We start from the raw sequence: 12929 nt of genomic DNA on the forward strand, positions 1-12929 counted from the left end.
GCCACGGGCAGCTTTGCACCCGCGCCCTGCGAAGCTGGCCCGGAGGCTGAAAATCCCCGGCGGGTTCAGTCCATGCGAATGGATTTGCAACCTTCGGAGCCCGGAGCCGGACAGTTTCATCATCGGCCAAGGCCCGCCGGATGCCGGGACGGAACGCCTAGTGGCCGGTTTGCGCGCGCCAGGCCGCCCAGGCTTCGGGCGTGTCGAGATCGGTCACGGCGCGCTCGCCCGGAAGGACGACCGGACAGACGGTCTCGGCGGCCAGCATATCGCGCCCACCAGTGTCGCCCGCAACCGCTTCGAGCCCCGGAAACAGACGCGCCGGAAACAGGACCGGATGCCCGGGGCGGCCATCCTCGGTGGTCGCGCGCAGGCACCGATCGGGCGCTTTGGCAAAAGCCTCGATCATCCGGACGACATCGCCGGTCTCGATGTCGGGCATGTCCGGCAGCAACACCATCAGCCCGCGCGCCCCCGCCGCCCTGGCCGCCGCCGCGCCGGCGCGAAGCGAGGCGGCCATCCCCTCGGCCGGATCGACATAGGCGACCTTGAGGCGCGGCAGGGCGTCGAGCTGTTCGCCCCTCGGCCCGGCCGCATGGCGCGGCAAGGTCACCAGCACCAGCACCTGCGCTCCGCTTGCCCCCGCGGCCCGCACCTGACGGCGCAGGAGCGCCTCGCCCCCGACGCATTCAAGAAGCTTGTCGCGCCCATGCATGCGAGACGAGGCTCCCGCGGCGGGAACCAGGATCAGGATGTCGGTCTTCACGGCCGTTCCCCCTTTCGAACGGTCTGTGGCGATCGTCGCGGTCGTGCCGGTCCGCTTATTGCTTTTTGCGCAAAGCCGTATTTACGTCACATATTTGCCCGACAGCGGCGAAAAGCATTGAACATGCCATTCAAGGAGGACTGTCGGATGGTCAGACAACTCAAGCAGGTGCTTCTCGGTCTTTGCCTTATCCTATGGGCAGGAAGCGCCGTCGCGCAAGCCCAGGTACAGGGGCAGGGGCCGATGCTGTCGGCCGCGCCATCGCCTGTCGAGCGGCTGCTTTCGGTCGGAAAGCCGCTTGAGGCGACCATTCATCAGGCCGCCTGCTGCAGGGTCTGCCGCAAGGGCAAGGCTTGCGGCGACAGCTGCATCAGTCGCGACCGGACATGCCGCAAGGGAGCCGGTTGCGCCTGTAACGGCTAGCGGTCGGCCTAGCGTTCCGGGATCAGACCGCGCGGGCTGAACCGCAGAACCACCAGCAGCACCACGCCCATGGTCAGCAGACGCATATGCGCCACGCTGTCCAGCAGATGGGTCTTCAGCGCCGAGCCATCGGCCATGCCCGAGGTGATCGCCCCCATGAACCAGGCGCCCAGGGGTTCGACCTGGACCCAGAGGAACCAGATCAGGAAGCCGCCCAGCACCGCGCCCCAGTTGTTGCCCGAGCCGCCGACGATCACCATCACCCAGATCAGGAAGGTGAAGCGCAGCGGCTGGAACGAGCCCGGGGTGAGCTGGCTGTCATAGGTGATCATCATTGCCCCCGCGAGCCCGCAGATCGCCGAGCCGAGCACGAAGACCTGCAGATGCCGGCGGGTGACATCCTTGCCCATGGCGGCGGCGGCGGTCTCGTTGTCGCGGATCGCCCGCATCATCCGGCCCCAGGGCGATTTCAGCGCCTTCTCGCTCAGCCAGAGCAGGGCGATCAGGACGACCGCGAAAAGCCCGGCATAAAGCAGCTTGACGAAGATGGTCGAGGCGGTGGTCGGATCGAGGCCAAGCGCCTGGGCCTTCTCGACGAAGGCGGCACTGGCCTGAAGGTCGACTTCATAGGGTACCGGGCGGGGAATTCCGTTCACGTTCTTGACGCCCCGGCTCAGCCAGTCCTCGTTCTTCAGAACCGCGATGATGATCTCGGCGATGCCGAGCGTGGCGATGGCCAGATAGTCGGCCCGCAGCCCCAGCGCGGTCTTTCCGATCACCCAGGCAGCTCCCGCCGCAAACAGCGCCCCGACCGGCCAGGCCAAGAGCACCGGCAATCCGAGCCCCCCGAGATAGCCGGTGGCGGCCGGGTCGATGGCCTCGATTGCCGAGACGGCGGGATCGAAGATCGCGCGGTAGATGAAGAACCCGGCGACCAGCCAGACCACCATCGCCAGCCCGCGAAGCGCGCCGCGGCCGACCCGGCGCCAGATCTGGATCGCACCGAGGATCACCCCGAGCCCGACCGCCAGCGCCAGCAGGACATGGCTGCCCCCGGCCGACCAGGCCGCGCCGACCGGTGCCATGGCGACAAGCACCACCGCCAGCCCGCCCAGTGCCGTGAAGCCCATGACGCCGATATTGAAGAGCCCGGCATAGCCCCATTGCATGTTCACACCCAGCGCCATGACCGCCGAGATCAGGCCGTAATTCAGGATGTATAGAGCCGCGTTCCAGCTTTGCAGCAGGCCGGTTCCGACGAGCAGGACTGCCACCAATACGAAAAGCCCGATATCGCGCTTGGTCATGCCGTTTTCCCCCGGAAAAGCCCCGTCGGGCGGAACAGGAGCACGATCACCAGGATCACGAAGCTGACCGCGAACTTGTAATCGGTGCTCATAAGCTGGACCAGCCCGTCAGGCGCCAGGGTGTCGGGCAGGATATAGGTCAGCACCTTCTTCCAGGCATAGGTCACGGTGACCTCGGAAAAGGCGATGAGAAATCCCCCTGCGATGGCGCCAAGCGGGCTGCCGAGCCCGCCGACGATGGCCGCCGCGAAGATCGGCAGCAGAAGCTGGAAATAGGTGAAGGGCTTGAACGACTTGTCGAGCCCGTAAAGCACGCCCGCAATGGTCGCGAGCGCAGCGACGATGATCCAGGTGATCGCGACCACGCGCTCGGGGTTGATCCCCGACAACAGCGCCAGATCCTCGTTATCCGAGAAGGCCCGCATCGACTTGCCGGTGCGGGTGCGGTTCAGGAACCAGAACAGCAGCGCCACCACGATCACCGCGGTCACGATCGTCAGCCCCTGCGTGGTGCGGATCGCCAGCCCCTCGTCAAGCCCGGTCAGGGTCTTGAACTCGCGCGCGGTGATGATGAAGCGCTCGCCATCGGCGAAGCGCTGTTCGCCGGGCCCGATCACGATCCGGACCACGCCGTTGAGGATGAACATGATCCCCATCGACACGATCACCAGGATCACCGGCTTGGCGCGCTGCGCCCGGTAGAAGCGATAGACCAGCCGGTCGGTTCCCAGCACCAGAAGCGCGGTCGCGGCAATCCCGAAGGGCAGGGCCAGAAGCGCCGTCGGCAACGGCCCGAAGGAGACGCCCGCTGCCTGCAGCGCCCAGGTTGCGAGAATGGTCATCATCGTTCCGAAGGCCATGGTGTCGCCATGGGCGAAATTCGAGAAACGGAGAATGCCGTAGATCAGCGTGACGCCGAGCGCCCCAAGCGCCAGCTGCGCCCCGTAGGCGGTGGCCGGAACCAGAACGAAATTCGAGAAGGTCACGAGCGCGTTGATGAAATCCATCACTGGCAGGTCCCGATATAGGTCGCGGCAACCGGCCGCCCGGCCGGAAAGACGGGGTATTTCCCGCCTCCGCCACCGCGCGCAGCAGCGCCCTCCGGACGGCAATGATCTGGGGCGGGCCGCCGCAGCGGCGCCCGGGCGGTGCTTGCGTCATCGGCCATCGCGTCTCTCCTTCGAACGGGTCCGGCGCCGTGGGGCGCCCCGACCGGCTTCATTCACTCTCGGCACAGCTGCCATGCACGTTGACCGCGATTGCCTGCAGCGCGCCGTCTTCCGGGTCCAGCTGCAGGGCGTTGTGGCGGGTCAGGACGAAATCGAGCGTCTCGAAGACGGTCAGCGCACCCGCGCCCTGACCCGCTTCGAGCGCGCCGCCGCTGGCCTGCAGCCGGATGCCCGCGCGCCCGGGCAGGCGGCGGAACTCGTAGAACATTCCGGCATCGTCGCCCTCGGGCGTCATCACCACCTTGGCGCCGGTCTTGCGCCCGACCTCCAGCCGGTAGCGCAATTCGGTCTGCTGGCAGCTCGCGCGGCCCGGCTCGATATTGCTGACGCAGACCTGCCGGGCCACGCAGTCGAGCCGCAGGTCCCGGGCCTCCGCCGCACCGGCAGATACGGCCAGAAGCCCCGCCATCATGAAGAAAAATCGCATTTATCAGCCCCCCAGGAAGGTGCGCCGCACCTCGGGATCGTCGAGCAGGGCGCGACCGGTATCGGTATAGGCGTTGCGGCCCTGCACCAGCACATAGCCCTTGTCGGCGATCTCGAGCGCCTGGCGCGCATTCTGTTCCACCATCAGGATCGAAATGCCGGTGCGCGCGACCTCGATGATCCTGTCGAACAGCTCGTCCATCACGATCGGGCTGACGCCCGCGGTCGGCTCGTCCAGCATCAGGACCGAAGGCCGGGTCATCAGCGCGCGGCCCACCGCGACCTGCTGGCGCTGCCCGCCCGACAGCTCGCCCGCGGCCTGACGGCGCTTTTCGCGCAGGATCGGAAAGAGCTGATAGACCTCCTCGATCGTGGCCGAAATGTCGTCGCGGCGCAGGAAGGCCCCCATCTCGAGGTTTTCCTCCACGGTCATGGAGGTGAAGATGTTCTGGGTTTGCGGCACGAAGGCCATGCCCTTGGCGACCCGCGCCTGCGGGCTCAGCCGGGTGATGTCCTCACCATTCAGCCGCACCGCGCCGGAATGGATATCGAGCATCCCGAAGACCGCCTTCATCGCGGTCGACTTGCCGGCGCCGTTCGGGCCCACGATCACCGCGATCTCGCCCTTCTCGACCGCCACCGTGCAGCCATGCAGGATATCGGCCCCGCCATAGCCGCCGGTCATCCGGTCTCCGATCAGGAAAGGATCTGCCATCCGCGCGCCTTCTCGTCCTTCTTCTTGGTCCAAATACCCCCGCCAACGCCCGACAGAGGCGCGGACGGCCGGTCTGAGACGCCGGTCAGGCGCCGGCTTCAGAGACCGGTTCCGAGACCGGACCCGCCTTGATCCTGTTCTTCAGCCCGGTGCCCAGATAGGCCTCGATCACCGCCTCGTTCTGCATGATCTCGTCCGCCTTGCCCTCGGCCAGCACCTTGCCCTCGGCCATCACGATCACCGGATCGCAGAGCCGGCCGATGAAATCCATGTCATGCTCGATCACGCAGAAGGTGTAGCCGCGCTCGCGGTTCAGCCGCACGATGGCGTCCCCGATGGTGTTCAGCAGCGTCCGGTTCACGCCCGCCCCGACCTCGTCGAGAAACACGATCCTGGCATCCACCATCATCGTGCGCCCAAGCTCCAGAAGCTTCTTCTGCCCGCCCGAAAGATTGCCCGCCTTCTCGTCGGCGACATGCGAGATGGTCAGGAAGTCCAGCACCTCGTCGGCCTTGCGGGCCAGCGCGCGCTCTTCCTCGGCGATGCGTCCGCGGCGGAAGCAGGCCGACCACAGGCTTTCGCCCGACTGGCCCGCGGGCACCATCATCAGGTTCTCGCGCACCGTCATCGACGAGAATTCATGCGCGATCTGGAAGGTCCTGAGCAGCCCCTTGTGGAACAGCTCATGCGGCTTCAGCCCGGTGATGTCCTCGCCATTCATCATCACCCGACCCGAGGTCGGCGGCAGCACCCCGGCAATCACGTTGAACAGCGTCGACTTGCCCGCGCCATTCGGTCCGATGAGGCCGGTGATGGACCCCGTGGCGATCTCGATCGAGGCGCCATCCACCGCGTGGAACCCCCCGAAATGCCTGTGAAGATTTTCTACCCGGATCACGCCCAGCCTCCCGATACGAGCCGCGTGACTACATCATGGAAGCGGCCCGGAAAACCCCGGGCCGCCTTTTCTTCCGCCAGACCGACAGTTTGCCGCATTTCGAGGCGGAAAAACGCAATTTTGTGTCGCTCAGCGATAGCCGGTCGCCACGAACTTGCCGTCTTCCACCTTGACCACGCGGTAATTGCCCCGGCTCTCGCCGCCATCGATGAATTCCAGCGCGGTGGCGCCGACATAGTCGATATCGCCGCCATCGGCGAGGATCTGCAGCGCCTTGTCCAGCTCGCCCGGATAGATCTCTTCGCCGGGCGCGTTGGCCACATCCATGATCTTGTCCTTGTAGACCTGCGGATCGGTCGAGCCCGCCGCCTGCATGGCCAGCAGGATCAGCGCCGTCGCATCGTAGCTTTCGCCCGAGAAGATGGCGGTGGAATCGAAGGCGCCATCGACGATCTCGGCATATTTCTCGGCGCCGGGAGTGTCGTTGCCCGGCAGCTGGCCGGTCGAGCCGTCGATCTCGTCGCCGAAGGTATCGGTGGTGGCGTCCGAGACCATGCCGTCGGGGAAGTGGAATCGGTCGAAGGCGCCCAGGTCGAGGGCCGACCGCAGGATGCCCGCGCCGCCCCGGTCGGCATAGCCGGCCACGAGCAGCAGATCGCCCCCGGCGGCGGCCAGCGCGCCGACTTCGGCGGAATAGTCGCCCTTGTCGTCCTCATGCGCGGCCGAGATCGTCACCGTGCCGCCCGCGGCGGTGAAGGCGGTCTCGAAGCTGTTGGCCAGGCCCTTGCCGTAATCGTTGTTGGTATAGGTCAGCGCGACCGAGTCGACGCCGTCATCCTTCAGGATATTGGCCATGACCTGCCCCTGACGGGCATCGGAGGGCGCGGTGCGGAAGAACAGCCCGTCATCCTCGACATCGGACAGCGCCGGCGAGGTCGCCGAGGGCGAGATCATCACCATGCCGTTGGGGCGCGCCACGTTCTGAAGGACCGCGCCGGTCACGCCCGAACAGCCCGCGCCCATGATCCCCTTGACGCCATCCGAGGTGATCATGCGTTCGGCCGCGGCCGTCGCCGCGGAACTGTCGATGCAGGTCGCGTCGCCGCGCACCGCCACCACGGTATCGCCGTCCAGAAGCTTGCCGCTTTCATTGACCTCCTTGATCGCCAGATCGGCGCCGGCGCCCATGGCAACCGCCATGGACTCGATCGGGCCGGTGAAGCCCAGCAGAACGCCGATCTTGATATCCTCGGCATTTGCGCCGCCCGCGCAGCCCAATGTGGCCGCGCTGGCCAGAAGCAGCTTCTTCATACTGTCAACTCCCCTGTTGGAATGAAATCCCGAGGAACGTTAATTTGCAAGTTTCGTAAAGAAAAGGGGGTCTTCCGGGTCAGGACATGTCCAGGCGCGGAATGACGCAGGGCCGGGCAGGCGGCGGGGCTGGGTGCGCGGGGCGGTCGGGGGCACCCTCACGCCTCGGTGCGGCCGCTGCGGCTGCCTCGTTCGCGATAGGGCGTGGTGTCGTAATGCGCGCGGTAGCATTTCGAGAAATGGCTGGGCGAGGCAAAGCCGCAGGCCAGCGCCACGTTGATGACGCTCATGTCGGTCTGCATCAACAGGTTGCGCGCCTTGGACAGCCGCAGTTCCATGTAATAGCGCTTCGGGCTGCGGTTCAGATAGCGCCGGAACAGCCGTTCCAGCTGCCGCGTCGACATGCCGACATCGCGCGCCAGCGTCGCGGGCGAGATCGGGTCCTCGAGGTTCTTCTCCATCACCTGGATGACCTGGCTGAGCTTGGGATGGCGCACCCCGATCCGGGTCGGGATCGACAGCCGCTGGGTGTCCTGATCGGTGCGGATCGAGGAGTAGACCAGCTGGTCGGCCACCGCATTGGCCAGGTCCTGGCCATGGGTCCGGGCGATCAGCGTCAGCGCGAGGTCGATCGAGGCGGTCCCGCCGGCCGTCGTCATCCGGTTGCCGTCGATCACGAAGACCGACCGGGTCAGCTCGATCTCGGGGAAATCCTCGAGAAAGCCGTCCTGGTTCTCCCAGTGGATGGTCGCGCGCCTGCCGTCGAGCAGCCCGGCCTTGGCCAGCGCATGGGCGGCGGTGCAGAGCCCGGCCATGGCCAGCCCCTTGCGTGCCTCGCGCCGGAGCCAGGCCACCAGCCCGCGCGTGGTCTCGGCCTGCACGTCGAGGCCGCCGCAGATGATCACCATCTCGTCGCGTCCGAGCGGCTCGAAGCCGATATCGGGCCGGATCCGCGTGCCGTTCGAGCAGGTCACCTCCTCGCCGCCTTCCGCGGCCAGGCGCCAGCGGTACAGCGTCCGGCCCGCCATCCGGTTGGCGATGCGGAAGGGCTCGATGGCGCCCGCGAAGCTGATCATGGTGAAACGGTCGAGCAGGACGAAAACGAGGTCCTGCGTCCGGCCTTCGGCTGCGGCCCCGAAGCTCGGGCCGGATCTCTCGGGAACTGCTTTCAAACATCCCTCCGCGCGTCCTGTCCTGCCAGCGATACAGGTTTGCCGACCGGGATCAAGGCCCGGCACGGTCCGGCGCAATGTAGCGCAGCGTCGCGCAGCTTGCCGTGGGGCCACCCGGATCGCCTCCGGCCGCGCCAAAGGCGAATTCCGGGTAGCCGGATGCGCCCTGAAGACCTATAAGGCCGGAACTGATGACGAGCATGGAACCATGACGATGACGACCTGGCAGAAATCGGATTGGCGTGCGCGCCCGCGGGTGCAGATGCCCGATTACACCGATGCGGCGGCGCTGGCCGCCGTCGAGGCGCAGCTTGCCAAGTATCCGCCGCTGGTCTTTGCGGGCGAGGCCCGGAACCTGACGGCGAAACTGGGACAGGCGGCGCGAGGCAAGGCCTTCCTGCTGCAGGGGGGCGACTGCGCCGAGAGCTTTTCCGAGTTTTCCGCCGACACCATCCGCGACACCTTCAAGGTGCTGCTGCAGATGGCCATCGTGCTGACCTGGGGCGCCAAGGTGCCGGTGGTCAAGGTCGGGCGGATGGCGGGCCAGTTCGCCAAGCCGCGCTCGACCGCGACCGAGACCGTGAACGGGACAGAGCTGCCCAGCTATCGTGGCGATATCGTCAACGGCTTCGATTTCACGCCCGAGGCGCGCATTCCCGATCCGTCGCGGATGCTGCATGCCTATACCCAGGCCGCCGCCTCGCTGAACCTGCTGCGCGCCTTCTCGACGGGCGGCTTCGCCGATATCCACCGGGTGCATGCCTGGACGCTGGGCTTTCTCGAGCGCGACGAGGCCGAGAAATACCGCGACATGGCCAACCGGATCAGCGACACGCTGGCCTTCATGAACGCCGCGGGCGTCAATGGCGAGACCATGAACGGGCTCTCGTCGGTCGATTTCTTCACCTCGCATGAGGCGCTGCTTCTGGAATATGAAGAAGCGCTGACGCGGATCGACTCGACCTCGGGGCACTGGATCGCGGGCTCGGGCCACATGATCTGGATCGGCGACCGCACCCGTCAGATCGACGGCGCGCATGTCGAGTTCTGCCGCGGCGTGATGAACCCGATCGGGCTCAAATGCGGCCCCTCGATGTCCGAGGACGACCTGAAGATCCTGATCGGGAAGCTGAACCCGGACAATGTGCCGGGGCGGCTGACGCTGATCTCGCGCTTCGGGGCGGGCAAGGTGGGCGATCACCTGCCGCGTCTGATCCGCGTGGTGCGCGAGATCGGGGCCGAGGTGCTTTGGGTCTGCGACCCGATGCATGGCAATACCATCAAATCGGCCAGCGGCTTCAAGACCCGGCCCTTCGATGCGGTGCTGCGCGAGGTGCAGGAATTCTTCGCGGTGCACAAGGCCGAGGGCTCGATCCCGGGCGGGGTGCATTTCGAGATGACCGGCAAGGACGTGACCGAATGCACCGGCGGCGTGCGCGCCGTGACCGACGAGGATCTTTCGTCGCGCTATCACACCGCCTGCGACCCGAGGCTCAATGCCAGCCAGGCGCTGGAACTGGCCTTCCTCGTGGCCGAGGAGCTGTCGGCGCGCAATGACGCCGCGGCCGCCGCCGCCGCGATCTGATCGGGCCTGACGGGCAGGGGGGGCCTGGCGCCGCCGCTGCCCACAACCTCATGCGGCGCATGAGGTGATGCCCGTAGGTTTCTGTTTTTAAAAAAAATATGGCCTCAAAGGGGCGCTTTCCATCCTAGCGGGTGGGCTGCTTGCCCGGGACAGGCGATGCCTGTCGACCGGGGGCAGGAGAGGGCTGTTCGGAAAAGTGGGCAGACCGGCTCAGCAGGCCGGTTCGACGACACCGCCCTGGATGACCGTCAGGGTCGGGCGGCGGCTTTCGGCATCGCCTTCGGCAAGGTCAGGGCGCCGGGCGGGATTGGCGGTTTCGCCCAGGATCTGGAAGCGCCGGGGCGTCCAGCCGACGGTGCCCACCGTGGCCAGCGCGCCGATAACCTTGGCGGGGGTGCCGTTCTCGCGCGCCAGCGGCAGCAGCAGCATGCCCGCGAAAAGCGCCTGCCGGTTGTAGCTTCTGGGCGAGATCAGCGTCAGCCGGACACCTGTACCGTCGCCGGTCATGAGCGCCTCGATCTTGTCCTCCAGCATCGGCCGCGATTCCGGCAGGATCACCGCCGAAAGCGGCATGCCGCGCATGTCCATGCCCATCAGATCGGTCATGTGCTGGCCGGTCAGCCGCAACCGCAGGTGGCGCGGCGCCATTGCCTCGGCCACGAAACAGTTCGACAGCGCCCGCGAGAAGCCGCGCGGGTCAAGCTGGGCCCGGCTGGGCAAGGAGCCCTGATCGTCGCGCAGCTGCGTCCAGTAGCGTTCGATGTCGTCCAGAGCGGACAGGGCGCCCCCGGTTCGATATCCCGACAATGCGATCACCGCAGCGCGGGGATGGGTCTCGGACTCCACCATGGCTGTCTCCTTGCATCTCGGTGTCGCCGCGGGCAGGTAGACCGCGACATTGTCGCCCCCTGCCATAAGTGCTATCGCGGGATGACCCCCGTTGAAAGGAATTTGCCACAAAATGGCCACGTATTCGCGCCTTTTCTATACCAAAGGTTAACGCCTCCATGCTGCAATCGATGACCGCCTTTGCCGCCCGCTCCGGGCAGACGGAAACGCATGCCTGGACATGGGAATTGCGCGGCGTGAACGGCAAGGGGCTCGACCTCCGGCTGCGGCTTCCGGACTGGATCCCCGGGCTTGAACCGGTCGTGCGCGCCGCGGTCCAGAGCCGTGTGGCGCGCGGCAGCGTGACATTGGGGCTGCGGATTTCGGCCCGCGATTCGGGCCATGGCGCGCTGCAGATCGATCCGGTGGCACTGCGCTCGGTGCTGGCGATGCTGGGGCGTGTCGAGGCCGAGGCGGCCGCGCAGGGACTGTCGCTGGCGCCCTCGAGCGCGGTCGAGATCCTCGGCTTGCGCGGGCTGGCCGACAGCGCCGCGCCAGAGACAGAGACCGAGCCCGAGACCGCCCCGCTTCTGGCCGCGCTGAGCGCCGATCTGACCCCGCTTCTTGACGAGTTCATGGCAATGCGGGCCTCGGAAGGGGCGGCACTGGCCACGGTGCTTTGCGACCATCTCGCCACAATTTCGACACTGACCAGCCGTGCCGCCGAGGTCGCCGAGGCCCGGCGCGACCAGATCGAGGAGACGCTGCGGGCCAGCCTGGCCCGGGTGATGGAGACTGCCGCGGGGGTCGATCCCGACCGGGTGGCGCAGGAGCTGGCGCTGATCGCGGTCAAGGCCGATGTCACCGAAGAGCTCGACCGGCTCCGCGCCCATGTCGCCGCCGCCGAGACGCTTCTGGCCTCGGGCGAGCCGGTCGGGCGCAGGCTCGACTTCCTGATGCAGGAATTCAACCGCGAGGCCAACACGCTCTGTTCCAAGGCCCAGTCGACCGGGCTGACCCGGGTTGGGCTTGACCTTAAGGCGACCATCGATCAGATGCGCGAACAGGTCCAGAACGTGGAGTAAGAGCCGATGGCGATACGGCGCGGATTGCTGATCATCCTGTCCTCACCCTCGGGCGCGGGCAAGTCGACCCTGGCCCGCAGGCTGCGTGCCTGGGACCCCGAGATCGCGTTTTCGGTTTCGGCCACGACCCGGGCTCCGCGGCCGGGAGAGGTCGACGGCAAGGATTACCACTTCCTGACCGAACCCGCCTTCAAGGCGCAGGTGGCGCGGGGCGAGATGCTGGAACACGCCTTCGTCTTCGGCAATTTCTACGGCTCGCCCGAGGCGCCGGTGCGCGCCGCCATCGAGGCCGGCCAGGACGTCTTGTTCGATATCGACTGGCAGGGGGCGCAACAGATCCGCGCCTCGGCGCTTGGCCAGAACACGCTGTCGGTCTTCCTGCTGCCGCCCTCGATCGCCGAGCTGCGCCGGCGTCTGGTCGAGCGCGGCCAGGACACCGCCGAGACCATCGCCGGACGGATGCAGAAAAGCTGGGACGAGATCAGCCATTGGGACGGTTACGATTTCGTGCTGGTGAATGACGATCTCGACGCCACCGAGGCGAAACTGAAGACCATCCTGACCGCCACCCGCCTGCGGCGCAGCCAGCAGCCCGGCCTGACCGAGCATGTGCGCGCGCTTCAGGCCGAATTCGAGGCCCTGCCATGACCCTTTACACGCTTGACGGAGTTGCGCCCACCTTGCCCGAGGATGGCGATGTCTGGATCGCGCCCGATGCCAATGTGATCGGCAAGGTGATCCTCGAAGCCGGCGTCTCGGTCTGGTTCGGCGCCACGCTGCGCGGCGATAACGAGCCGATCACGGTGGGCGAGGGGACCAATATCCAGGAAAACACCGTCTGCCATACCGATATGGGCTTTCCGCTGACCATCGGCGCGGGCTGCACCATCGGCCACAAGGCGATGCTGCATGGCTGCACCATCGGCGAGAACACCCTGATCGGGATGGGCGCGACGGTGCTGAACGGGGCCAGGATCGGCCGGAACTGCCTGATCGGCGCCGGGGCGCTGGTGACCGAGGGCAAGGAGATCCCCGATAACAGCCTGGTGATGGGGGCGCCGGCCAAGTTCGTGCGCCAGCTCGACGCGGAGGCGATCGAGGGGCTGCGCCAGTCCGCGCGCCGTTATCGCGAGAATGCGGCGCGCTTCCGCACCGGCCTGACCGCCGGGTAAGCATTGAGGCGC

14 protein-coding genes are annotated in these 12929 nt (G+C 66.8%); 4 read left to right on the plus strand and 10 right to left on the minus strand.

Going from position 1 to position 12929, the window contains the following annotated elements; genetic code table 11:
- Positions 1 to 157: 157 nt before the first annotated feature.
- From A6W98_RS12890 to A6W98_RS12930, 9 genes are all read right to left on the minus strand, one after another.
- On the minus strand, positions 158 to 766 hold the full coding sequence (locus tag A6W98_RS12890; protein WP_406678823.1) for a nucleotidyltransferase family protein: 609 nt from the start codon (positions 764 to 766) through the stop codon (positions 158 to 160).
- Between the two features lie 431 nt (positions 767 to 1197).
- A complete protein-coding gene (locus A6W98_RS12900) occupies positions 1198 to 2496 on the minus strand; it encodes a branched-chain amino acid ABC transporter permease (protein WP_042462068.1) in 1299 nt (432 codons plus the stop codon).
- Positions 2493 to 3503, minus strand: a complete 1011-nt coding sequence (locus A6W98_RS12905) for a branched-chain amino acid ABC transporter permease (protein WP_042462070.1) — start codon at positions 3501 to 3503, stop codon at positions 2493 to 2495. The genes A6W98_RS12900 and A6W98_RS12905 overlap by 4 nt, the downstream gene beginning before the upstream one ends.
- A complete protein-coding gene (locus A6W98_RS21145) occupies positions 3503 to 3664 on the minus strand; it encodes a hypothetical protein (protein ID WP_155734803.1) in 162 nt (53 codons plus the stop codon). The genes A6W98_RS12905 and A6W98_RS21145 overlap by 1 nt, the downstream gene beginning before the upstream one ends.
- A 50-nt stretch (positions 3665 to 3714) precedes the next feature.
- Entirely contained in the window at positions 3715 to 4152 is a 438-nt protein-coding gene (locus A6W98_RS12910; RefSeq protein ID WP_042462072.1) for a hypothetical protein, read from the minus strand.
- Between the two features lie 3 nt (positions 4153 to 4155).
- Positions 4156 to 4866, minus strand: coding sequence for an ABC transporter ATP-binding protein (locus tag A6W98_RS12915; protein ID WP_042462074.1), 711 nt, complete (start codon positions 4864 to 4866; stop codon positions 4156 to 4158).
- An 85-nt stretch (positions 4867 to 4951) separates the two neighbouring features.
- Entirely contained in the window at positions 4952 to 5764 is an 813-nt protein-coding gene (locus tag A6W98_RS12920) for an ABC transporter ATP-binding protein (protein WP_042462076.1), read from the minus strand.
- A gap of 129 nt (positions 5765 to 5893) precedes the next feature.
- A complete protein-coding gene (locus A6W98_RS12925; RefSeq protein WP_042462078.1) occupies positions 5894 to 7075 on the minus strand; it encodes an ABC transporter substrate-binding protein in 1182 nt (393 codons plus the stop codon).
- Between the two features lie 158 nt (positions 7076 to 7233).
- Positions 7234 to 8151: a GlxA family transcriptional regulator gene (locus A6W98_RS12930; RefSeq protein WP_155734892.1), complete on the minus strand. Its 918-nt coding sequence runs from the start codon at positions 8149 to 8151 to the stop codon at positions 7234 to 7236.
- A 310-nt stretch (positions 8152 to 8461) separates the two neighbouring features.
- On the opposite strand from A6W98_RS12930, the gene A6W98_RS12935 reads away from it, so the two are divergent.
- Positions 8462 to 9832 carry a class II 3-deoxy-7-phosphoheptulonate synthase gene (locus tag A6W98_RS12935; protein WP_042465080.1) on the plus strand — a complete coding sequence of 457 codons (1371 nt, stop codon included), beginning with the start codon at positions 8462 to 8464 and terminating at the stop codon, positions 9830 to 9832.
- Positions 9833 to 10042: 210 nt separating this feature from the next.
- On the opposite strand, the gene A6W98_RS12940 is transcribed toward A6W98_RS12935, so the two are convergent.
- A complete protein-coding gene (locus tag A6W98_RS12940; protein WP_052678042.1) occupies positions 10043 to 10681 on the minus strand; it encodes a PAS domain-containing protein in 639 nt (212 codons plus the stop codon).
- Between the two features lie 158 nt (positions 10682 to 10839).
- Here A6W98_RS12940 and A6W98_RS12945 point away from each other — a divergent pair, with 158 nt between their 5' ends.
- Genes A6W98_RS12945 through A6W98_RS12955 form a run of 3 tightly spaced genes read left to right on the plus strand, consistent with a single transcriptional unit; the run spans position 10840 to position 12917 of the window.
- Positions 10840 to 11745, plus strand: a complete 906-nt coding sequence (locus A6W98_RS12945) for a YicC/YloC family endoribonuclease (protein ID WP_042462081.1) — start codon at positions 10840 to 10842, stop codon at positions 11743 to 11745.
- A 6-nt stretch (positions 11746 to 11751) separates the two neighbouring features.
- On the plus strand, positions 11752 to 12393 hold the full coding sequence (gmk, locus tag A6W98_RS12950; protein WP_042462083.1) for a guanylate kinase: 642 nt from the start codon (positions 11752 to 11754) through the stop codon (positions 12391 to 12393).
- Complete coding sequence (locus A6W98_RS12955) at positions 12390 to 12917, plus strand: gamma carbonic anhydrase family protein (RefSeq protein ID WP_042462085.1); 528 nt, start codon at positions 12390 to 12392, stop codon at positions 12915 to 12917. Before gmk ends, A6W98_RS12955 begins: the two co-directional genes overlap by 4 nt.
- Positions 12918 to 12929 lie beyond the last annotated feature (12 nt).

This window comes from Rhodovulum sulfidophilum DSM 1374, assembly GCF_001633165.1.
Lineage (GTDB): Bacteria > Pseudomonadota > Alphaproteobacteria > Rhodobacterales > Rhodobacteraceae > Rhodovulum > Rhodovulum sulfidophilum.